The sequence below is a fragment of the Prevotella bivia DSM 20514 genome (genome assembly GCF_000262545.1).
GTDB classification, from domain to species: Bacteria; Bacteroidota; Bacteroidia; order Bacteroidales; family Bacteroidaceae; genus Prevotella; species Prevotella bivia.
Genome location: NZ_JH660659.1, coordinates 235,237 through 256,570, shown reverse-complemented (window position 1 = coordinate 256,570; position 21,334 = coordinate 235,237). Strand labels below are relative to the sequence as shown.

General features: G+C 35.8%; 20 protein-coding genes, 4 tRNA genes and 1 pseudogene. 13 read left to right on the top strand and 12 right to left on the bottom strand.

Translation table 11 applies throughout. From position 1 onward, the window contains the following. Nucleotide 1: 1 nt before the first annotated feature. On the top strand, nucleotides 2–1,090 hold the full coding sequence (locus PREBIDRAFT_RS01790) for a phosphotransferase enzyme family protein (RefSeq protein WP_004336681.1): 1,089 nt from the start codon (nucleotides 2–4) through the stop codon (nucleotides 1,088–1,090). Then, nucleotides 1,091–1,747, top strand: coding sequence for a carbohydrate-binding family 9-like protein (locus tag PREBIDRAFT_RS01785; protein ID WP_004336680.1), 657 nt, complete (start codon nucleotides 1,091–1,093; stop codon nucleotides 1,745–1,747). A 127-nt stretch (nucleotides 1,748–1,874) separates the two neighbouring features. On the opposite strand, the gene kdsB is transcribed toward PREBIDRAFT_RS01785, so the two are convergent. Beyond that, on the bottom strand, nucleotides 1,875–2,618 hold the full coding sequence (gene kdsB / locus PREBIDRAFT_RS01780; protein WP_004336679.1) for a 3-deoxy-manno-octulosonate cytidylyltransferase: 744 nt from the start codon (nucleotides 2,616–2,618) through the stop codon (nucleotides 1,875–1,877). An 83-nt stretch (nucleotides 2,619–2,701) separates the two neighbouring features. Between kdsB and PREBIDRAFT_RS01775 the strand changes: the two genes are divergently transcribed. Genes PREBIDRAFT_RS01775 through PREBIDRAFT_RS01765 form a run of 3 tightly spaced genes read left to right on the top strand, consistent with a single transcriptional unit; the run spans nucleotide 2,702 to nucleotide 4,620 of the window. After that, nucleotides 2,702–3,484 (top strand): Rossmann-like and DUF2520 domain-containing protein, encoded by a 783-nt coding sequence (locus tag PREBIDRAFT_RS01775; RefSeq protein ID WP_004336678.1) that lies wholly within the window; start codon nucleotides 2,702–2,704, stop codon nucleotides 3,482–3,484. Nucleotides 3,485–3,490: 6 nt separating this feature from the next. Beyond that, a complete protein-coding gene (locus PREBIDRAFT_RS01770; protein WP_004336677.1) occupies nucleotides 3,491–4,009 on the top strand; it encodes a KdsC family phosphatase in 519 nt (172 codons plus the stop codon). Between the two features lie 23 nt (nucleotides 4,010–4,032). After that, nucleotides 4,033–4,620: a Maf-like protein gene (locus PREBIDRAFT_RS01765; protein ID WP_004336676.1), complete on the top strand. Its 588-nt coding sequence runs from the start codon at nucleotides 4,033–4,035 to the stop codon at nucleotides 4,618–4,620. Here PREBIDRAFT_RS01765 and rlmH read toward each other — a convergent pair. Both rlmH and PREBIDRAFT_RS01755 read right to left on the bottom strand, forming a co-directional pair. Continuing rightward, on the bottom strand, nucleotides 4,592–5,062 hold the full coding sequence (gene rlmH / locus PREBIDRAFT_RS01760; protein ID WP_004336675.1) for a 23S rRNA (pseudouridine(1915)-N(3))-methyltransferase RlmH: 471 nt from the start codon (nucleotides 5,060–5,062) through the stop codon (nucleotides 4,592–4,594). The two genes, PREBIDRAFT_RS01765 and rlmH, sit on opposite strands and share 29 nt — an antisense overlap. 9 nt (nucleotides 5,063–5,071) lie before the next feature. Next, complete coding sequence (locus PREBIDRAFT_RS01755; RefSeq protein WP_004336674.1) at nucleotides 5,072–5,398, bottom strand: DUF4491 family protein; 327 nt, start codon at nucleotides 5,396–5,398, stop codon at nucleotides 5,072–5,074. A 185-nt stretch (nucleotides 5,399–5,583) separates the two neighbouring features. On the opposite strand from PREBIDRAFT_RS01755, the gene PREBIDRAFT_RS01750 reads away from it, so the two are divergent. From PREBIDRAFT_RS01750 to PREBIDRAFT_RS01735, 4 genes are all read left to right on the top strand, one after another. Continuing rightward, the gene (locus PREBIDRAFT_RS01750; protein WP_004336673.1) at nucleotides 5,584–7,332 is read left to right on the top strand and encodes a phospho-sugar mutase; all 1,749 of its coding nucleotides are present in this window, start codon (nucleotides 5,584–5,586) and stop codon (nucleotides 7,330–7,332) included. Between the two features lie 250 nt (nucleotides 7,333–7,582). Then, nucleotides 7,583–8,068 carry a ferritin gene (locus tag PREBIDRAFT_RS01745; protein ID WP_004336672.1) on the top strand — a complete coding sequence of 162 codons (486 nt, stop codon included), beginning with the start codon at nucleotides 7,583–7,585 and terminating at the stop codon, nucleotides 8,066–8,068. Nucleotides 8,069–8,273: 205 nt separating this feature from the next. Next, nucleotides 8,274–9,179, top strand: a complete 906-nt coding sequence (locus tag PREBIDRAFT_RS01740) for an IS982 family transposase (protein WP_004339036.1) — start codon at nucleotides 8,274–8,276, stop codon at nucleotides 9,177–9,179. A gap of 93 nt (nucleotides 9,180–9,272) precedes the next feature. Continuing rightward, the gene (locus tag PREBIDRAFT_RS01735; protein ID WP_004336199.1) at nucleotides 9,273–9,587 is read left to right on the top strand and encodes a hypothetical protein; all 315 of its coding nucleotides are present in this window, start codon (nucleotides 9,273–9,275) and stop codon (nucleotides 9,585–9,587) included. 114 nt (nucleotides 9,588–9,701) lie between these two features. Here the strand turns inward: PREBIDRAFT_RS01735 and htpG are convergent, their stop codons facing one another. Continuing rightward, a complete protein-coding gene (gene htpG / locus PREBIDRAFT_RS01730) occupies nucleotides 9,702–11,756 on the bottom strand; it encodes a molecular chaperone HtpG (protein ID WP_004336196.1) in 2,055 nt (684 codons plus the stop codon). A gap of 198 nt (nucleotides 11,757–11,954) precedes the next feature. Further along, nucleotides 11,955–13,406 (bottom strand): aminoacyl-histidine dipeptidase, encoded by a 1,452-nt coding sequence (locus PREBIDRAFT_RS01725; protein ID WP_004336194.1) that lies wholly within the window; start codon nucleotides 13,404–13,406, stop codon nucleotides 11,955–11,957. 320 nt (nucleotides 13,407–13,726) lie between these two features. Between PREBIDRAFT_RS01725 and PREBIDRAFT_RS01715 the strand changes: the two genes are divergently transcribed. The 3 genes and pseudogenes from PREBIDRAFT_RS01715 to PREBIDRAFT_RS01705 all read left to right on the top strand — a co-directional run bounded on the left by PREBIDRAFT_RS01715 (nucleotide 13,727) and on the right by PREBIDRAFT_RS01705 (nucleotide 16,114). Continuing rightward, nucleotides 13,727–14,329, top strand: coding sequence for an OmpH/Skp family outer membrane protein (locus tag PREBIDRAFT_RS01715; RefSeq protein ID WP_004336191.1), 603 nt, complete (start codon nucleotides 13,727–13,729; stop codon nucleotides 14,327–14,329). 441 nt (nucleotides 14,330–14,770) lie between these two features. Then, nucleotides 14,771–15,112 carry an ISAon1 family transposase N-terminal region protein gene (locus PREBIDRAFT_RS01710; protein WP_004339028.1) on the top strand — a complete coding sequence of 114 codons (342 nt, stop codon included), beginning with the start codon at nucleotides 14,771–14,773 and terminating at the stop codon, nucleotides 15,110–15,112. 10 nt (nucleotides 15,113–15,122) lie between these two features. Continuing rightward, nucleotides 15,123–16,114: pseudogene (locus PREBIDRAFT_RS01705) on the top strand (ISAon1 family transposase). Nucleotides 16,115–16,232: 118 nt separating this feature from the next. On the opposite strand, the gene PREBIDRAFT_RS01700 reads toward PREBIDRAFT_RS01705, so the two are convergent. Next, nucleotides 16,233–16,304, bottom strand: a tRNA-Glu gene (locus PREBIDRAFT_RS01700). 29 nt (nucleotides 16,305–16,333) lie between these two features. Next, nucleotides 16,334–16,420, bottom strand: a tRNA-Ser gene (locus PREBIDRAFT_RS01695). Nucleotides 16,421–16,516: 96 nt separating this feature from the next. Between PREBIDRAFT_RS01695 and PREBIDRAFT_RS01690 the strand changes: the two genes are divergently transcribed. Further along, nucleotides 16,517–16,984 (top strand): transposase, encoded by a 468-nt coding sequence (locus PREBIDRAFT_RS01690; RefSeq protein ID WP_316928423.1) that lies wholly within the window; start codon nucleotides 16,517–16,519, stop codon nucleotides 16,982–16,984. 35 nt (nucleotides 16,985–17,019) lie between these two features. On the opposite strand, the gene PREBIDRAFT_RS01685 is transcribed toward PREBIDRAFT_RS01690, so the two are convergent. The 5 genes from PREBIDRAFT_RS01685 to PREBIDRAFT_RS01665 form a co-directional block, all read right to left on the bottom strand. Further along, nucleotides 17,020–17,101: transfer RNA gene (locus PREBIDRAFT_RS01685), tRNA-Tyr, on the bottom strand. A 7-nt stretch (nucleotides 17,102–17,108) separates the two neighbouring features. Then, nucleotides 17,109–17,183 (bottom strand) — tRNA-Val (locus PREBIDRAFT_RS01680). A gap of 151 nt (nucleotides 17,184–17,334) precedes the next feature. Next, on the bottom strand, nucleotides 17,335–18,636 hold the full coding sequence (locus PREBIDRAFT_RS01675; RefSeq protein WP_004337751.1) for an NCS2 family permease: 1,302 nt from the start codon (nucleotides 18,634–18,636) through the stop codon (nucleotides 17,335–17,337). Nucleotides 18,637–18,662: 26 nt separating this feature from the next. Continuing rightward, nucleotides 18,663–19,430, bottom strand: a complete 768-nt coding sequence (gene nudC / locus PREBIDRAFT_RS01670) for an NAD(+) diphosphatase (protein WP_004337753.1) — start codon at nucleotides 19,428–19,430, stop codon at nucleotides 18,663–18,665. Nucleotides 19,431–19,485: 55 nt separating this feature from the next. Beyond that, nucleotides 19,486–21,204, bottom strand: coding sequence for a bifunctional metallophosphatase/5'-nucleotidase (locus tag PREBIDRAFT_RS01665; protein WP_004337754.1), 1,719 nt, complete (start codon nucleotides 21,202–21,204; stop codon nucleotides 19,486–19,488). Nucleotides 21,205–21,334: the final 130 nt, after the last annotated feature.

The following is a 21,334-nucleotide window of genomic DNA, read 5'->3' as shown; positions in this document are numbered from 1 at the left end:
TATGGAGGAGAATATGTTGCGCGAGATAGTAGCGCATTTTAATATTTATGAGGAAGTTTCATTAATCAAGCCATTGGGTAATGGCTTGATTAATGAAACTTTTATCATTGAGACAAATAATCAGCAAAAGAAATATGTATTGCAGCGTATTAACAATGCTGTTTTTCAGGATGTTGATTTGCTTCAACACAATATAGAAATAGTAACAAGTCATATCCGATCAAAACTTATTTCACTTGGCGAAGCAGATATAGAACGTAAGAGTTTAGAGTTTATTAAAGCCGATAATGGAAAGACTTACTTTAAAGATGCGCAGAAGAAGTATTGGAGAATAAGTGTTTTTATTAACGATTCGATTACTAAGGAAGAGGTAAATACTTCTACATCGTATGAATGTGGGCGTATGTTTGGCAATTTTCAGTGGATGCTTTCTGATGTAAAAGAGCAGCTTGGTGAGACCATTCCTAATTTTCATAATATCGAACTGCGTGTACGCCAGTTGCAAGATGCTGTTAAAGCAGATGTAAAGGGTAGGGTGAAAGAGGTTGCTGATATTGTGAATGCTCTTCTAAACGATGCAGATAAGATGTGCCTATCAGAGCAATTGTATAGACAAGGAGCTTTGCCCAAACGTTTATGCCACTGTGATACAAAGGTGAGTAATATGCTTTTTGATAAATATGATAATCCTTTGTGCGTAATCGACTTAGATACCGTAATGCCTAGCTTTATCTTTTCTGATTATGGAGATTTCCTACGTACGAGTGCAAACTATGTAGCAGAGGACTCTCCTAAGATTAATGAAGTGGGATTGAAAGAAGATATTTTTGAGAGTTTTACGGGAGGATATATTGAAACAGCCTCTCGTTTCTTGACGGAGGTGGAGATTAAACATCTTCCATACGCTGCTGCACTTTTTCCATATATGCAGTGTGTACGTTTCTTAGCCGATTATATTAATGGTGATACCTACTATAAAATAATGTATCCAGAGCATAACTTGATTAGAAGTCAAAACCAATTGGCTTTATACAATGATATGATTGCTCACGAAAAAATGATGAACGAATTTATTAAGAAGTTTATTTAAATGGCAAATACATTACAAATAAAGAAGTTGCAGCATGCTGAAGGTAAGGCTGTTACTATACCTTATCTGTTTAAGGATGAAAATATAGAATATCAAGCAATAAGTGTTGGTAATTGGAGTGATACTTTTCCATATCATCCTACTGTGATCTTTGCTTTGGCGCACGATGGTAAGAATATATATATTCATTATAAAGTGGAAGAGAACTGTGTGAGAGGTGTAGAAGATGCAGATCTTGGATATGTTTGGGAAGACTCATGTTGTGAGTTCTTTATGATGCCTGATGAAGATGGGGGGTACTATAATTTAGAGGTAAACTGTATAGGCTCGGTGTTGCTATGTAATGGGAAAGGACGTGAAAGCCGTCAGCAAGCTAGTGCAAGTAAGTTAGCTCGTATTGATCGTTGGGCATCACTTGGTACTAGAGCGTTAGGTTTGCTGCGTGGTGATACTTCGTGGGAATTAGCCTTAGTCGTTCCTGTGTCTTCTTTCTTTAATCATAAGATAACCGAACTTAGTGGGTTAACGATGAAAGCAAACTTTTATAAGTGTGGTGATAAAACAGACCAGCCACACTTCCTTTCGTGGCAAAAAGTGGACCTTCCGAAGCCTGACTTTCATCGTCCTGAGTTCTTTGGAACAATAATTTTTGAATAACAGATAAAGGTAAAAATACTTGCTTATTAAAAAGCTATTATCATTTATTTATGTTCATATATAGCTTAAAGGGGTTAGAAGCGTTTAGCGCTCTATCCCCCTTAAGTATAGAAAGATGTTTGTTTCTTTAGTTTCGTGATTTCAAAAACTCCTCTGCTTTTTGCAAATCTTCAGGTGTATCAATACCAATAGTTTCGGATGCTGTTAGTCCAACTTTTATTTTATAGCCATTCTGAAGCCAGCGCAATTGTTCAAGACTTTCGGCTAATTCAAGTGATGATTGTGGTAGCCGACTTATTTCTTTCAATACTTCTGTACGATAAGCGTACAGTCCTATATGTTTAAGGAATGGATAGCTATCGAGCCATTTGGTTTGTTCTTTTCCACGAATGAATGGGATTACAGATCGTGAGAAGTACATGGCATAGTTATTATTGTCCAAAACAATCTTAGGGGAATTAGGGTTTTGTATCGCTTCAATGCTTTCAAAGCGTTTACCTAGTGTAGCTATCTGTGTTTGTGGGTCAGAGAAACAATTCATAACAGTTTCTATTTGACTAGTTTGAATAAAAGGTTCGTCACCTTGTATATTAATAGCTACATCGAAATTTCCTCCAATTTTAGAAATAGCTTCGCAAATGCGATCGGTTCCGCTCTTATGTTCGGTACTCGTCATAAGAGCTTTACCACCAAAGCTTTCTACAGCTTTGTAAATTCTTTCATCATCAGTAGCTACATATACAGCATCAAGTACTTGTTCTACTTGACGATAAACGCGCTCTATCACCATCTTTCCACCTAAAATAGCCAAAGGTTTTCCCGGAAAGCGAGACGAAGCATAGCGTGCAGGTATAATTCCAATAAACTTCATTGCTTATTTAATTTTAATTATTCTATGAAACAAAGGTAGAGTTTATTTGCGATATTACAATATAAATCGTAATTTTGTTTTGTATGAATATTGTAATAATCGGAGCAGGAAATCTAGCTACACAATTAGGATTAGCGTTAAAAGATGCTGGACAAGAAGTTGTGCAGGTATATAGTAGAACAAAAGAGTCGGCTAAACTATTAGCTGATAGGCTCTCTTGTGCTTGGACTATTAGTACAAATGATATATTAGAAGATGCTGATTACTATATTTTTTCTGTAAAGGATAGTGTGTTAGAGCTATTAATCAATGAAGTTTGTAAAAAAAAATCTAAAGGAACTTTTTTGCATACAGCAGGTTCTATGCCTTATGATATTTTTAAAGCAAAAGTAAAATGTTATGGTGTGTTATATCCATTGCAAACCTTTTCTAAAGAAAGAAAAGTAGATTTTAAAGAAATCCCTATTTTCATTGAAGGTAGTACTGTAGAAGCATACCGTAGATTACAAATATTGGCAGAACTTCTTTCGCCTAAGATATATCCGCTTACGAGCGAAGCACGCAGATATTTACACTTAGCAGCAGTATGGGCATGCAATTTTACTAATCATTGTTATACTATAGCTCAAGATGTTTTAGAACGAGAGCAAATATCTTTTGAGGTATTGCTTCCTTTGATCAATGAAACGGCTAGAAAAGTAAACGAGGTAAAACCGAATAAGGCACAAACAGGTCCTGCTGTTCGTTATGATAGGAATGTGATAGAAAAACAAATAAACTTAATGGAAAGCAGTCCTTTACAACAAGAACTTTACAAACTACTTTCTAAGAGTATTCATAAAATGAATTCAAACAAAAATACATAAATCGCAATGATCAATTACGACTTGAAGAAAATAAAAGCCATTGTCTTTGATGTGGACGGTGTATTATCTGCATCTACTGTTCCTATGGATAATGAAGGAGATCCTATTCGTACTTTAAATATCAAAGATGGATATGTTATTCAGCTTGCAGTGAAGTTAGGATTAAAGATAGCCATTATGACGGGAGGGCGTAATGAACATATACATAAACGTTATAGCTACTTGGGAGTGGAAGATATATATATTAACTGTTCTATGAAGATAAAGATATGGGAAGAGTTTGAAGCTAAATATAATCTGATGGATGAAGAAATTATCTATGTTGGTGATGATATTCCTGATCATGAGGTTATGCTACGTGCAGGATGTCCTTGTTGTCCCAAAGACGCATGCTCAGAAATTAAGAGTATAGCTACTTATATAAGTGATGTTAATGGAGGCGAAGGAGTAGCTCGTGATATTATAGAGCAAGTGCTGAAAGCGCAGGGAAAATGGATGATGAAGGCTAAAGCTTTTGGATGGTAATATAGAGAATTTTAAGAAAAAGTATGAACATTGTTTTAGCAAGTAATTCTCCTCGCCGTCGTGAATTATTGGCAGGGTTAGGAATAGAATTTGAAGTAAGAGTGTTGCCTGATATTGACGAAAGTTACCCTGCAGACCTGCCAGTGATGCAAATAGCTGAATATATAGCACATGAAAAAGCAAGTGCTTATCTATTGACGATGAAAGATAATGACCTTGTCATAACAGCAGACACTGTAGTAATAATAGGAAACGAAGTACTCGGAAAACCAAAAGACGAGGAAGATGCCAAGCGTATGTTGAGGTTGATAAGTGGTAAAACTCACCAAGTGGTTACGGGAGTATGTCTAACAACAACAAAACAGCAACGCCATTTTAGCGTTTCTACTAATGTTACTTTTAAAAATCTTCCCGAAAACGAGATAAATTATTATATAACGAAATATAAGCCATTTGATAAGGCTGGTGCCTATGGCATACAGGAATGGATAGGTTATGTGGGTGTTACATCGCTTAATGGTAGCTACTTTAATGTAATGGGATTGCCAGTACAAAAACTTTGGGAAGAGTTAAAAAAGTATTTTATTCATGATGATATGGTTCACCTTTGATAATAGTACAAGCCCTATAGAGTTGTTCGGTAAAGATGAGGCGCACCATTTGATGAGAGAAAGTCATCTTTGAAAGGGAAATCTTTTCATTAGCACGATCGTAAACATCTTTTGAGAAGCCGTAAGGACCACCAATTACAAAAACAAGTCTGCGAGCTGTGGCTTGCCTTTGTCTAAGCCACTCTGCATACTCTATAGACCGAAAGTCCTTACCACGCTCGTCAAGAAGCACAACTGTATCGGACGACAGAATTTCTTTTAGAATCAGTTCACCTTCTTTTTGTTTTTGCTGCTCTTCTGATAAGCTCTTTGTATTCTTCAGTTCAGGAATGGTAGTGATATTGAAAGGTATGTAATGACCAATTCTTTCTGTATAGTCATTGATGCCTGTTTGAAAAATCTTATTAGTAGTTTTGCCAACTAATATGAGAATTGTTTTCATCTTATAGCTTTACTTTGTATAATCTTTCTTGTTATTGACAAGATTATATTGATCTTTACGTTTAGGATTCATAGGAAACCATCCCTTTTCAACGCGTTTTTTTTGATCAAAAAGTTCACCAATGCCCCATAGTAGGGAAGCGCCTGTTACGCCTAAGAGTGCTGACCAAAAAATGGAGACAACAAAGAGAGCTGCTATACAACAGCCTAACCCACTTACTAACCACAACCACCAATATTTGGTTCCAAAATAATATTCAGTCTTAATCACGATAGGGTGTAGCAAACCTATAATAAAAAAGGTGCAAATTGCTAGAAGGATTCCTTCAAAATTCATGCTATAAAAATAATTTTTGTATTAATAAAAAATACCCATGCAAAGATACTAAAAATACTATTCAATTTACCAATTCTTGTAATGATTATAATTTTTAAAAGGAAAACAAAATATATCCTTGATTTTGGTTATTTATTTGTATATTTGCAAATAAAAAATCAAAAATATTACAACGATTAAGAACTATGGCAAATGATTTAAAGCTCGTAGAGCAATGCGAGAATAAAGCTAAACAATGGATGTCTCCATCTTTTGATGAAGAAACACGCTTAGCAGTAAAAAATATGCTTGAGGCAAATGATAAGAGTAATCTTATTGATAGCTTCTATAAGGATCTTGAGTTTGGTACTGGAGGTTTACGCGGTATTATGGGAGCTGGATCTAACCGTATGAATATTTACACTGTTGGTATGGCTACTCAAGGTTTTGCTAATTACTTGAAGAAGAACTTTAAGGATAAAGAGCAAATTAGTGTTGTGGTATGTCATGACTGTCGTAATAACTCACGTCTATTTGCAGAAACTACTGCTAATATTTTCTCTGCAAACAATATCAAAGTATATTTATTTGAAGATCTTCGTCCTACACCAGAGTGTTCGTATGCTATTCGTCATCTTGGAACACAAGCAGGTGTTAACCTTACCGCAAGCCATAACCCTCGTGAATACAATGGTTACAAGGCTTATTGGGAAGATGGTGCACAAGTATTAGCTCCACACGATAAGGGTATTATAGAAGAGGTAAATAAGGTTACTGTTGAGGATATTAAATTTGACGGTAATAAAGATCTTATTCAGATTATTGGTGAAGACATTGATCAACCATACTTGGAAGCTGTAAAAACAGTTAGCATTGATCCTACTGTTATTAAAAATCAGCATGACTTGAAGATTGTTTATACGCCTTTGCATGGAGCTGGTCGTGTGATGATACCACGTGCTTTGCGTTCATGGGGTTTCGATAATATTCATTGTGTAGAGGAGCAGATGGTTAAGGATGGTAACTTCCCTACTGTAGATCGCCCGAATCCAGAAATAGCAGAAGCATTGACACTTGGTTTACGTGATGCTAAAAAGCTAGATGCTGACATCTTAATGGCTTCAGACCCTGATGCCGACCGTGTTGGTATGGCTTGTAAGGATAGCAATGGTGAATGGGTTTTGATCAATGGTAACCAAACTTGCTTAATTTTCTTATGGTATATCCTAACAAATCGTAAAGCAAAAGGCTTATTAAAACCAACTGATTTTATTGTTAAGACCATCGTAACTACAGAGGTTATTCGCAAAATCGCAGATAAGCAGAATGTAGAAATGCGCGATTGCTATACTGGTTTTAAATGGATTGCTCGTGAAGTTGCTATTTCTGAAGGTAAGCAAGATTATATCGGTGGTGGCGAAGAGAGCTACGGATTTATGGCAGAAAGCTTCTGTCGTGATAAGGATGCTGTTAGTGCTTGTTGCTTGTTAGCAGAGATTTGTGCTTACGCAAAAGATCATGGTAAGACTCTATACGATATTGTAATGGATATCTATATGGAGTATGGCTTTAGTTATGAATTTACGATTAATGTTGAGCGTCCAGGCAAAACTGGTGCTGATGAAATTCTACAAATGATGAAGGATTTCCGTGCTAATGCTCCAAAGGAACTAGGTGGTAGTAAGGTTTGTCTATGGAAAGATTATTTAAGCTTAGAAACAACTAAGCTTGATGGAACAAAAGAGAAACTTGAGATGCCTGCAACAAGTAATGTACTTCAGTGGTTCTGTGAAGATGGCAATAAGGTTAGTGTTCGTCCTTCAGGAACAGAGCCTAAGATTAAGTTCTACCTTGAAATTAAGGACAATATGATTTCATCTGCTGATTACAAAACTTGTGTAAAGCGTGCTGAAGAAAAAATCGAAGCTATTAAGAAGAGCTTAAAGCTCAACTAAAAGTATAATGAAAAAAGAAAGATTAGGTCGCTTGGGTTAAACCGAGCGACCTTTTTATTAATAATTGTAATGTATGCGGTGAGATCATTCTCAGGTTTCTATCTTCTTTTTATAGCAGTACAAGATAAATATTGTTTATTCTACGTTTTTTTGCTTGTATTCTTTACAAAAAAGTTTGCTTTACATTAATCATTTTCATATCTTTGTAGATAGATATTATAAACGATTATAACAATTAAAAATATAGAGTATGGATATTAGTAAGAAAATGCAGAAAGCATTTAGTGAGCAAATTGTAGCAGAACTTTGGTCATCTAACCTTTATTTACAGATGGCATTTTGGTTTCAAAAAGAAGGTTGGAAAGGCTTTTCAAACTATATGTATAAGCAGTCTGAGGAAGAAAGAAGTCATGCCACAGATATGGCTCGCTATGTATTTGAACGTGGTGGAGAAGTAGTGATTGCTGCTATTGATGCTGTTCCTACAACTTGGAAAGATGCGAAGGAGGTATTTGAAAATGTTTATAAGCATGAGCAGAAGGTAACAGAGTTGATTTATGAACTTGCAGAGATTGCTGATGAAGAAAAAGATCGTGCTTCACAAAACTTTATTGCTAAGTATATTGACGAGCAAGTAGAGGAGGAAAAGACCGTACGTGATATTTTGACTGATTGGGAACATCAAGCTAATCATACTGTAACTCACATGGACAAGAAGTTTATTTCTTTTGAATAATAGAATATGTTCTTTATAAACAAAAACTCACTAACTTAATTCCGTTAGTGAGTTTTTTATGCATTAAATTTTTCTTTTACTCTTGTTTTTTTTTCATTTTTAACGTGAGTTCGATGAATTATAAGTGTCTATAAATTTGGTGATTAGCGAAATTTGTTGTAACTTTAAGGTATTGATTTACAAACAATTACAAACAAAAATCGCTATGATCACCGAGGACAAAGTTACTGAAATATTTTGTATGGCAGATGATTTCTGCAAGTTTTTTGATGCAATGGTGGCAAAATATACGCTAAAGCCTACTGGAAAAAGAAAGTATCATCGAGATTCCACGATGTCAAAGGCAGAAGTCATACTAATAATGATTCTTTTTCACGACTCTGGTTATCGCTGCTTTAAACATTTCTATCTTGAAAAAGTATGTAAGCATCTTCGCCATCTATTTCCAAAAGTTGTTTCTTATAACCGTATAGTAGAATTGGAAAGGGAGGTAGCCGTCCCCTTAACCTTGTTTATCAAGAAGGTTCTGCTGGGCAAATGCACGGGCATAAGTTTTGTTGACAGCACACCACTGCGTGTCTGCAAGAACCAAAGAATACATATTCACAAGGTTTTCAAAGGTATAGCCCAAAAAGGAAAATGCTCTATGGGTTGGTTCTTCGGTTTCAAATTGCATTTGATTTGCAATGAGAAAGGAGAGCTTCTCAATTTTATGATAACACCGGGAGATATTGATGACCGTAAGCCTTTGGAATACAAAGCTTTTGTAGATTTCATATATGGCAAGCTGGTCGGCGACAAGGGGTACATCAGCAAAAATCTCTTCCAAAGGTTGTTTGTGGATGGAATACAACTTATTACCAAGCTGAAAAGCAACATGAAAGGAGCTTTGATGAGTGTTGCTGACAGACTCTTACTCAGAAAAAGAGCCATTATAGAAACTGTGAATGATGAGCTTAAGAATATTGCGCAGGCGGAACACTCCAGACATAGATGCTTTGACAATTTCATTGTCAATTTATTGGGTGCTATTGCTGCCTATTGTCTGTTCCCAAAGAAGCCGTGTATCAATGTACAAAGGACTATTGACACACAGCTTGCTCTGTTCTAAATTCGTCGAACTCACGTATTTTTAGTACTTTTGTATCCATTACTAACAACCTAAGTCAATTTACTAATATTGACCAATCTAAACAGATGACTGATGAATAAGATAGAAATAATATCATGCCCTCATTGTAAAGTAGAGATACCTACTAATATAGATGTTTGTCCTCATTGCCATAAAGCAATAGGCATAAAAGCAGATATTTCTAGTAATCATTCATATCTGCAAAAAGAGTTATTAAGCAATAAACAACTGCAGAAGCAAGATCCCAATATGTTTTATATGTTTTTAGCGGCAGTGATAGTTATCATTGTAGGCTTATGTGCTTTTTTCTTGTTACATCAAAACTATAGTCATAAAGATCCTTCAGATATTTTTCTTCGCTCTATGATTAAGCATAATATAACATAAAATATACAATCGCTTCATATTTAGCTGTTTATCTCAACAAATCAAAAATGCCCTATCTTTCTCTAGTGGAGGGACAAGATAGGGCTTAATTATATCTATTAAATATATTGTGATTTATTTGATCATACTAACTGATCGTTTTACAAATTTATCTAGTGCCTCACCTTGAAGCATACCATTTTGTAGTAAAGCAAGATCAATGAGCTGATGAATAATAGAGTTGTCTTTTGCAGCATTAGCAATTACGGATTTTTGCTTTTCTTGCAATTCTGTAATGCTCTTGCGTGTATTTTGCAAATCATCTTTCTCCTCTTGAGAAATCTCTTCAGGTTTCTTATCATTCTGTTTCTGTTGCAATGCAGCTTCGCGAGCTTCTTGCCCCTTAATCTCACTTGTAATAGGTTTTAGCTCTTCATTTGTAAGAGAACTAACATCTGCCAATACCTGTTTTATCAAAGGATGGTCAGCATTTAAAACAAGGTTATAAGTATCTGGCATCTGACCATAGAAAGACATACCTTGTTGGAATTGGCTCATTTCCTTCATTCTACGCATATACTCATTTTGGGTTATCAATACTGGCTGAAAACTTTCGCCAAGTGCTTGTATATCTACAGAGAAGCTACGCTTTTCGTTTGAAGGAATCTGAGAGCGGAAAGCCTCTGACAACTTGTCATTATCTTCTTTAGGAAGAACTTCCTTATCCTCGTCTTCTTTAAGGATAATTCGATCAATAACATCAGAATCGACACGAACGAAGCGACTTTTTTCTATCTTTTGTTCGAACATAGATAGGGTAGGAACATCGAGTTGTCCATCAGCAACAACGACACTATAGCCTTTCTGTTTTGCAGCTTCTATATATGTAAACTGCTCATCTTTATTATTGGTATATAGATAAACTAATTGTCCTTCCCTATCTGTTTGATTATCCTTAATTAAAGTTTGATATTCCTTTAAGGTGAAATATTTCCCTTCAGCATCTTTTAGTAAGGTAAAGTCCTTAGCGCGATCATAGAAATCGGGCTGTGATAACATACCATAGTTGATGAATAGCTTTAGGTCATCCCATTTTTGCTCATATTCCTTTCTATCGTCTTTGAAGATGCTGTTCAAACGATCTGCAACCTTCTTTGTGATATAGGTTGAAATCTTTTTCACATTTGCATCGCTTTGTAAGTAAGAGCGACTCACATTGAGTGGAATATCTGGAGAATCAATGACCCCATGTAGCAAGGTAAGGAATTCAGGAACAATGCCTTCTACTTGGTCGGTTACAAAAACTTGATTGCAATATAATTGAATCTTATTACGCTGTAACTCTATGTTATTCTTAATCTTAGGGAAATAAAGAATACCAGTTAAGTTGAAAGGATAATCTACATTCAAGTGTATCCAAAATAAAGGCTCATCATTCATAGGGAACAATGTGCGATAAAATTTTTGGTAATCTTCATCTTTCAATGATGAAGGAGCTTTTACCCATAAAGGCTCTATATTATTTATAATATTATCCTCGTCTGTATCTACGCTCTTGCCATCTTTCCATTCAGTCTTTTTTCCAAATGCAATAGGCACAGCCATGAATTTGCAATACTTGTTGAGTAATTCTTCTATTTTATTTTTCTGCAAAAATTCCTTGCAGTCATCATCAATATAAAGAACAATATCACTACCGCGATCTTCTTTTTCTATTTCTTCAAGTGTAAACTCTGGACTACCATCACAACTCCATTTTACAGCCTTACTATCTTCTTTATAACTTTTAGTAATGATTTCTACTTTCTTTGAAACCATAAAAGTAGAGTAGAAACCTAATCCGAAGTGTCCAATAATAGCTTCTGCTTTATCTTTATATTGCTCTAAGAAATCGCTAACACCAGAAAAAGCTATTTGGTTGATATATTTATCAATTTCTTCAGCAGTCATACCAATACCACGATCACTAATGGTTAATGTTCCTGCAGTTTCATCTAGCTTTATGCGGACTGTAAGATCGCCTTGTTCGCCTTTAAAATCGCCTATTGTCGCTAAAGTTTTTAATTTTTGAGTAGCATCAACTGCATTTGACACTATTTCGCGAAGAAAGATTTCATGATCTGAATATAAGAACTTTTTGATAACGGGGAAGATGTTCTCTGTCGTAACCCCTATGTTTCCTTTCTGCATAATGTTTATATTTTATGTACTTTCTATATTTTATTTCTGACGATAAAAATACAAACATCGTGCCAATTACTGAATTTAAAAGCCCACTTAGGGAATTATCTAAGCAGATAATTAAAACTAAGTGGGCTAAAAGTGTTAAGGTTCTAATTGTCTCCGAAAAGAAAATAACAAACCTTTAGTATAGAGTGTGAGTCTTATTTAGTCAATATTTTGTAGCACTGCTAGCAAGTGATCCCAAACCATTTGTACGGTAGGAATGAGCAAGCGCTCTTCTGGGGTGTGAACATAACGTAGTGTTGGACCAAAACTTACCATATCCAAATTAGGATACTTTTCAGAGAACAAACCACATTCCAAGCCTGCGTGAATACCTTTAACTAAAGGCTTCTTTCCAAATAGTTTTTGGTATTGTTCTACAGCTACCTTTGTTAGTTTAGAGTTAGGGTTCATCTTCCATGCTGGATAGCCTTCGTTCTGAATGATTTCTGCACCAGCTAGTTCAAAACAAGCTTTCACACAGTTTGCCATATTGGTAAGATTACTCATAACGCTAGAACGTTGTGAAGAAACTATCACAATCTGATTTTCTTCAGACTGGACTGAAGCAACATTACTAGAAGTTTCTACCAATTCTTTCAATTCTTCGTCTTGACAATTAGTTAAAGGTCCATTGTCAACTGCTTGTAAAGAAAGAATAACACTGCGAGAAACGTTCTTAGGCATTACCTTCTGAGCATCTGTACTGCTCATATTCCACTCCATAGCTGTATCTGTTACGTGGAACTCATCTTCAACCTCAGCAGTGAAGGTGTTCCAATCAGCCTTTACCTCATCTTTTTTATCTGCAGGAACAGCAAAGATAATCTTACCATCACGAGGAATAGCATTGTGCATCTTGCCAGAGTACCATTGTGCTAGGTGAAGATCCATCTTGTCTTGTTGCATATACAAGAAGCGAGAAAGTATCTTAATAGCGTTAGCACGCTTCTTATTAATATCATCGCCAGAGTGTCCACCTGTTAATCCTTTAAGGCTAGCTTCAAGGAAGAAATAGCCAGTAGGTGCCTCTTCACGAGTAAACTTGAAAGATGCTTGTGTATTAATACCACCAGCGCAACTTACAAACATTTCCCCTTCATCTTCTGAATCGAGGTTGATCAAATATTTGCCTGTCATAAAACCTTTTTGTAAGCCAAAAGCACCAGTCAAACCTGTCTCTTCGTCTACAGTGAACAAACACTCTATAGGACCATGCTTAACATCGTTAGCATCAAGCAAAGCAAGCTCCATCGCACAACCGATGCCATCATCAGCACCAAGAGTAGTACCTTTTGCTGTTAGCCATTCGCCATCAACATAAGTTTGAATAGGATCTGTGTCAAAATTGAAGTCAACGTCGACAAGTTTATCACAAACCATATCCATATGACTTTGAAGTATTACTGTGGGAACATCTTCCATGCCTGAAGTAGCAGGCTTACAGATGAGAATATTGCCAGTTTCGTCTTCTTTGAAAGGTAGGTTGTGTTCCTTAGCGAAATCTTTAAGATAAGTTCTAATTTTCTCCTCATGCTTTGAAGGACGAGGAATTTGATTAATCTTTGCAAACTGTTCAAAAACGTTTGCAGGTTTTAATTCTACATTTGCCATATTTTATTATGCTTTATTTTGTTGTGTTACTGATTTATATTAACTTTGCGGATAATTACAATGCAAAGATAAATAAAATGTTAGTAACATTATTATATACTCTGTTAATAATTGCTATAGCTATGGTACTCTTGAGTATCCGTGTTTTAGTAAAAAAGAATGGTTCTTTTAAATCACAACATATTCATGATAACGAGTACCTTAGAAAAAAAGGAATACATTGTGTGCTTGATCAAGATAAAAAAGCACGTATGCGAGATATGGCATATTAATAAGGAGAAGTTTTTATTACAAAAACAAAAATAAAAATATAGACAACAATGAAGAAAGTATTTAAAAACATTGCTCTTTGCTCACTTGCAGCATTAGCATTTACTGCTTGTAACAATCAGCCAAAACAGAACGATACTGCAGATAACTCATCTGCTAATACATCAGCAGCAGCTCCAACTGGAGGACAAAAAATTGCTTATGTAGAAATTGACTCTATTATGAGTCAATATACCTATTGGAAAGATGTTGAGAAAATTATCAAGACCAAAGAAGCTAATATTCAAAAAACACTAGCAGGTAAGCAAAAGGCTTTGCAAGCTGCTGCTGCTAATTTTCAGCAGAATGTTCAAGCTAATAAGTACACACAAGTACAAGCACAACAAATTCAAGCTAGTATTCAGAAACAAGCTCAAGATGCTGATGCTTTACAACAGCGTTTGGGGGCAGAATATCAGAGCGAGATTGCTAAGTATAACAAAGCTTTATCTGATAGCGTACACAACTATTTAAAGCAGTTCAATAAGGATCGTAAATATTCTATCGTTCTTGCTAAGAGTGGTGATAATCTTCTTTATGCAGATCCAGCTTACAATATTACTAATGATGTAGTAAAAGGTTTGAATCAAGAATATAAAGGCTTAGGAAAGTAATATTTGAAGATAAAATCATATATGAATTTTAGTAAAATGAGGGTGTGTCAAAACTGACACCCCCTCTTTTTTTGCACAAAGCTCCGACTTTCTCAAGCCAGAGCTTTGCTATTTCCTAAAGTTTTTGTACTTTTAGGTATACAAATTTAAGGTTCATCAGGGATTTGGAGTGATAGATACAATCAACATTGTCGTAGAAGAAAACAAGTCTCCATTACAACACTTTTATATAGAAGGGTTTAACGATGTCGCACAGCAGTTCGGCGACGCCGACTTTAGAAAATCCTGAATTATGATTTTTTGTTTTTGTAAAATGGCTTTTTATAAGCTTTTAGTGGAGGCTATTACTTCGTAACTATATGAATATAAGGGATTATGGGCTCAGTAGAAATTTAGTGGGGGATATTTTCATAATTGTTTTATTTTTCTTTCCTTTGTATTATGGAAGAGAAATATCTTTATCAGTTAGCCGAGTTAGTTCTTCCCAGCGAAGTCCTTCGGTATTTTTCAATAGTTAGGATAGAAAAGGATTCTACCTTGTTTCGTATTTATTTAGATGAGAAGATGGAAACGGAACTTCTCCATGACCTCCACTTTGAATCAAAAGGTTTTATGGCAGTAGTTGATATAACGGACTTTCCTATTCGTGATCATAAAGTAATTCTTTCCTTTCGCCGTCGTCGCTGGGTTGATACCCGTACAGGTAAAAGCTTCTCCTTGCCCTTACCCATAGATCTTACTTCCTCTGGAACTCGTTATAGTAAAGAGTTCGGAGCTTTTTAAAAAGAAACGTATGGAGACATCCCCCGTGACCTGCCGTACGCTTGAGGAATTTTATCATATAAATGGACATACTTTTGAGAAGCAATACAAGGAAACTTTAAGTGGTTATAGGGATTGGGAGCAGTTGTCCCATGCTGATAAATGGGTATGTTTTCCGAGAATATAGGTAAGTTTCTTGCTATTGACGAGGTGGCTCTCTCGAATGGTGAATTATATACCCTCGTTACTAATCGTGATAAACACGGTAAAGAAGGCTGTTTGATAGCTATTGTGGCAGGTACAAAATCAGAGGAAGTCTGTAAGATATTAGATAAAATAGATGAACAACAAAGAGAACAAGTAGAAGAAGTTACTTTAGATTTATCTGATACAATGCGTAAAATTGTACATCATTGTTTTCCTAAAGCTCAAAGAGTTATTGATAGATTTCATATCCAAAAGTTAGCCTGTGATGCAGTACAACAGATAAGAATAGATTATAGATGGGATGCAATACAGGAAGCCACTGATGATATGGAAAATGCTAAATTAGAGGGTAAAAAATACGAACCATTTATTTATGAAAATGGAGATACGCGTAAAGAGTTATTGGCAAGGAGTAGGTATTTACTATTTAAGTCTGCTGATAAATGGACTACAACACAAAAACAGAGAGCTAGAATATTATTTAGAGAATACCCCAAACTCAAGATAGCATATGGACTATGTCATTCGTTAAGGATGATTTTTGCTAAAAATACTATTAAAGATGCTGCAAGACTAAGTATGGCTAAGTGGTATAATAAGGTAGAAGAAGCTGGATTTCATTCCTTTAATGTGATTGCTGCAACATTCTATGAACATTATAATGATATACTCAATTTCTATAACAACAGAGCTTCAAATGCGGCAGCAGAATCGTTTAACTCAAAAATAAAATTATTCAGAGCCAATCTAAGAGGAGTTACGGATAAAAAATTCTTTATTTTTAGATTAAGTAAACTATATGGATATCCCCACTAAATTTCTACTGACCCGGATTATGGTTCATCACTCCAAATTTCGGAAGAACCAAATTTAATTATGGCTCAGTAGAAATTTAGTTATATACAAAAAAGGAACTACAAAACGTAGCTCCTAGTAGTCGATAGGGGAATCGAACCCCTATGCCAAGATTGAGAATCTTGTATCCTAACCGTTAGATGAATCGACCAAAGTGCAATTAGAAATTTGCCAATAATGCGGAAGGAGGGGGATTCGAACCCCCGGTACGGTAACCCGCACGTCAGTTTAGCAAACTGGTGGTTTCAGCCACTCACCCATCCTTCCTTGAAAGGTATTGTAAACCGAATTACCAAACATCTTTCTAAATGCGGTGCAAAGGTAGTGTTTTATTTTTAACTACCAAAACTTTCAACTAAAAATATTCAAATAAAAATCAATACTTCTCGGCATTATTCAAGATGGAATGAACAACAAACAAGAAGAGCATATATACTTTTTGATAAGTTTTCTGACTTACAAAAGGCATATAATGTATATCTTGAACTAATTAATTTGTATAACAAAAAATCAAAACCTGAAGAAGCAAAACTTAATTTAGCAAGATGGTATAATAAAGTAGAAAAATTAGGTAACAACCAATTTAATAAGGTGATAGATACATTTAAAAATCATTATCAAACCATTATAAACTACTTTCAGGATAGATTGACAAATGCTTCTGCGGGGTCATTTAATGCGAAGATAAAAGCATTTAGAACACAATTTAGAGGAGTCGGATATATAAAGTTTTTATGTATAGACTGGCAAAACTTTATGCTTAGTACTTTGCTTTACCAACTGGAAAAATCCGCTGACCCACTATTTCTACTGATCCAGAGTATATTATAAAAAAGAGCATCATTCGAAAGAATGATACTCTTTTGTGGGTAGTGATGGATTCGAACCACCGAAGCTAGAAGCAGCAGATTTACAGTCTGCCCCATTTGGCCACTCTGGAAACTACCCTTAAAAGTGGGCGTTGACGGATTCGAACCGCCGACCCTCTGCTTGTAAGGCAGATGCTCTAAACCAACTGAGCTAAACGCCCGAGATGTTGTTTCTCTTTTGCGGGTGCAAAGGTAATAAAAAATTATTGTTTACCAAAGCTTTTGAAGAAAAAAGTGCATCTATAGGGTAGATGCACTTTTCTTTAAGTTATAGAATGTGTAAATTTTGCTACTTTGTGATAAACTAACTTCCTAATTATTAACGAAATAAAGTACAAATAGAATAGAAAGTATAAAAAGAGTCCAATTGAGATCTTTCCATTTCTTAGTGCAAGCTTTCATAATAACAAAAGCTAGGATACCGAGGCAAACACCATCTGCTATAGAATAGCTAAGCACCATAGTTATCATTGTGATGAAAGCAGGGAATGATTCTGAAATATCATCTAAGTTAATCTTCTTAACAGAATCAAGCATCAACACACCTACCATTACTAAAGCACCACTAGTAGCAGCACTTGGAATAATCATAAATATAGGAGAGAGGAACAATGCTAGGATAAATAAAATACCTACTACAAAAGAAGTCATTCCTGATCGACCACCTTCTGCTACACCACTAGCACTTTCTACATAGGTAGAGATAGTAGAACTACCTAGTGCTGCACCAATAGTAGTACCGATAGCATCGCTCATCATTGCTTCTTTCACGTGAGGAATGCTTCCATCTTCTTGTACAATACCTGTTTTATCAGCTAATCCCATTAGTGTACCTAGCGTATCAAAGATATTCACTAATAGCAAAGAGAATACCACAAGGATTGTCTTCAAACTAAATAAGCCAGTGAAATCGAATTTACAGAAGATAGGTGAGATATCTTGTGGCATTGAAACAGGGAGCCACCCTTCGTTGAATGTAGTAACCCCCATCGGAATACCAATCACTGTTGTGATAATAATACTCCAGAATAGTGATCCTTTAACATTATTTGCCATGAGTGCACCGCTTAACAAAATGGCAATGATACCTAAGATACAAGTTGGCGTAAAAGCTCCTAACCCTACAAAAGTAGCTTCTTTTGCTACGATAATACCAGCATTTTTAAGTCCGATAAAGGCGATAAACATACCGATGCCTGCAGAAATAGCAAAACGCAGATTGTTAGGGATAGAATCGAGGATCTTCTCTCTTACATTAAAGAAAGTTATAAGAATGAAAGCCAAACCCTCAATGACCATGATAGCAAGGGTATTCTGCCACGAGTATCCCATCGTTTGGCAAAGGGTGTATGCAAAGAACGCATTCAATCCCATAGATGGTGCTTGGGCGAATGGTAGTTTAGCCATAAAGGCAAGTAAGAGAGTTGCTATTGCCGAAGCTAAAGCTGTAGCTGTGAAAAGAGCACCTTTATCCATACCCGTAGAGGATAAGATTGCGGGGTTAACAGCTAAGATATAGCTCATAGTTAAAAACGTTGTAGCTCCCGCAATAATCTCTGTGCGGAGTTTCATCTGCTTAGGATTAAATCCTAATGCTTTAGATAAAAAAGTCATACTCTTAAAAGATTTTATTTATTTGATTATTGATTTTCTAACCAGTGATCAAGCATCATACGAGCTATAGAGAGAGGTTCGGGAATCGTTGGTAAGCTATCTTTATGAAACCAATTGCCCTTTGATAGCTCACTTCTTTGTAATTGAAGGCTTCCTCCGTCATATTCTGCAAAGAATCCTACCATTAATCCACAAGGGTATGGCCATGGTTGTGAACCAAAATATTGTAAATTCTTTATTTCTATCCCCGTTTCTTCCAATACTTCTCTGTGTGTAGCCTCTTCTAAAGTTTCTCCTGTCTCTACAAAACCTGCAACAAGTCCATAAAAATTGGTTTTGAAGTTGCGAGCATGTACTAATAGAACTTCATTGCCACGATGGACAAGCACGATAATGGCGGTTGCTAATTGAGGCCAAACCTCTTTACCACAGTTAGTACATCGTTTGGATATTTCTGTGTGCATTTTCATCGGACTACCACATACACCACAAAATATTGTATTTTGATCCCAATAAAGTAGCTCTTGGCACTTTCCTGCTTTCAAGTAAAGTTCTGTGGAAAGTTTGTAAAAGGAAGCACGTAGTCCACACATTTCATATCTTGGATCATTCGTGATTGCTTCATCAATCTTGAAAGCCTTTACCTCTGTACCGTCTTCAGTTGGTGTAATATCCATTATATGTGTCCATGGGCGAGTAGGTACAGGCGGTTCTTCTGCGTATGGGATGGTATAAGTATCACCTCTCTTCTCGAGTATAATGTCGGTTTTACAAAATATGAACCAATACTTCATGGCGTATACCTTATATATTAATGTGTAGTCCTGCTAATAAACACTCTGTGAGAATTTATTTTCCAAAGAGTAGTTGCTTATCTCTTGCTGCAGCAGGTATTGTCCAACTTTCAGGTATAAATTTCCAATTAGAATTTGCTTTAGGATTCATAGTTCCTGCCTTTTCTATCTCTTGCATCAGATAGAAACGCTGATCGCGTTCGCTTTCCCAGATGATACGTTTCGTGAGTTGGTCGTGAGGAATGCCTGCTCCTTTGGTCAATAGTTCGCCACCACCATTGGCGCGATAGCTATTTACCGCTACTGTATACCATTTGTTTTCGTCGAACTTCTCACCATTGCTCATCTGTAGGATAGCAACTTTCTGTCCATTTGGTTTGGTAACATCAACGGTATAATCGATACCTGCAGCAGAGTCAAAATTAAATGAAAAGTTCTTAAAACCTAATCGCTGTGCATCGTTTTTGGTATCGGCTAGCAACAAAAGGTGATCGTCAGGACTCTTCATGGTGTTCACCCATAGGTCATAACTCATCTCTAGATAGTTGCGAATTTCCTTACCAGTGAGTTTCATTGTACATAGTTGGTTTTCAAACTTATAAAGGTTGAACATATCCGCCACTGTTATAGGACCAGCTTTGATAGAAGCATCGAAGAGTAGGGGCGCATTGAACGCTATATCAGCTTTAGTAATTTCTAATTCAAGATTTAAGATTAAATCATTAAATGCAGAGTTGCCAAAGTAGGAATCTTTAGTATATATGGTGTTTTGGAAATTTCCAATAACCTTATCGCTCCATTGTTTTACCTCCTCTATATTCTTTTCAAAGTAGTTAGTATATGTCGTGTCAATTGCTAAATTCCTAATATCTATAAGTTCCCCACTGATATTTTTTACATAGAAAGTTTTCTTTTTGCCTTTGCCTTTACTAGAAAGTGTGATAGTAGCTACTGCTACCTTTTGAGCATTATTGGCAGGATCTAAGCATATTACTTGCTTACCTGTAACAGATGTTTCCATTGAATTGTGAGGCGTGTGGTCGTGTCCGAAGAAAACAATATCAAATCCAGGTACTTGTTTAGCCACTTCTTTAGAAGCGTCTTCTGCATATTCTGATGTTACAATACCACCATCCCAGCCAGAGTGAAATAGCCCAATGATCACGTCAGGGTGTTCTTCTGCTTTCATCTTTTGTATCGTTTCTTTGGCGCAACTTACCATTTCCTTGAATTCAAGTCCACTCCATATACTCTCTTTCAACCAGTTTGGAATAGCAGGTGTTATCATTCCTATTACACCGACCTTAACTCCATTCTCTTTTTTGATAATATAATATTCCGAAAGATAGGGTTTGTTAGTTTTCTTATTAATAACATTTGCACCTAAAATAGGCATTTTTAGCTCTTTAAACCACTTGTCATAAACATTATGCCCTGTCTCTATATCATGGTTGCCTACGGTTGCCGCATCATACTTTAAGTAGTTTAGCACCGAAGCTGCAATATTTTCTTTATCCTTAGCTACATAATTATAGTAGTAAGAAATAGGTTGCCCTTGAAGGATATCCCCATTATCAAGCAAATAAACGTTCTGTTTCCCATTCTCTTTTCTTAATTGGTTAACATACGTGCTCACTCTTGCCATTGAGCCACTCTTGGGCGATCGGGTGATAAAATCGTATGGGAAAAAAGCTCCATGTACATCAGAAGTTTCGACAATCTTTAAAGTTACATCATGTGTTTGTGCCATTGTAGGGCTACAAAGTCCTATCATCATTGAGCATATAAGGGTATGAATTTTCATTTATATAATTATTATATTGTTTCTAACGATAGTACAGTACAAGCTTGCTTGATTATTGCTGAATGCAGCCTATCTTATGCAAAGGTAACTATTCATTATT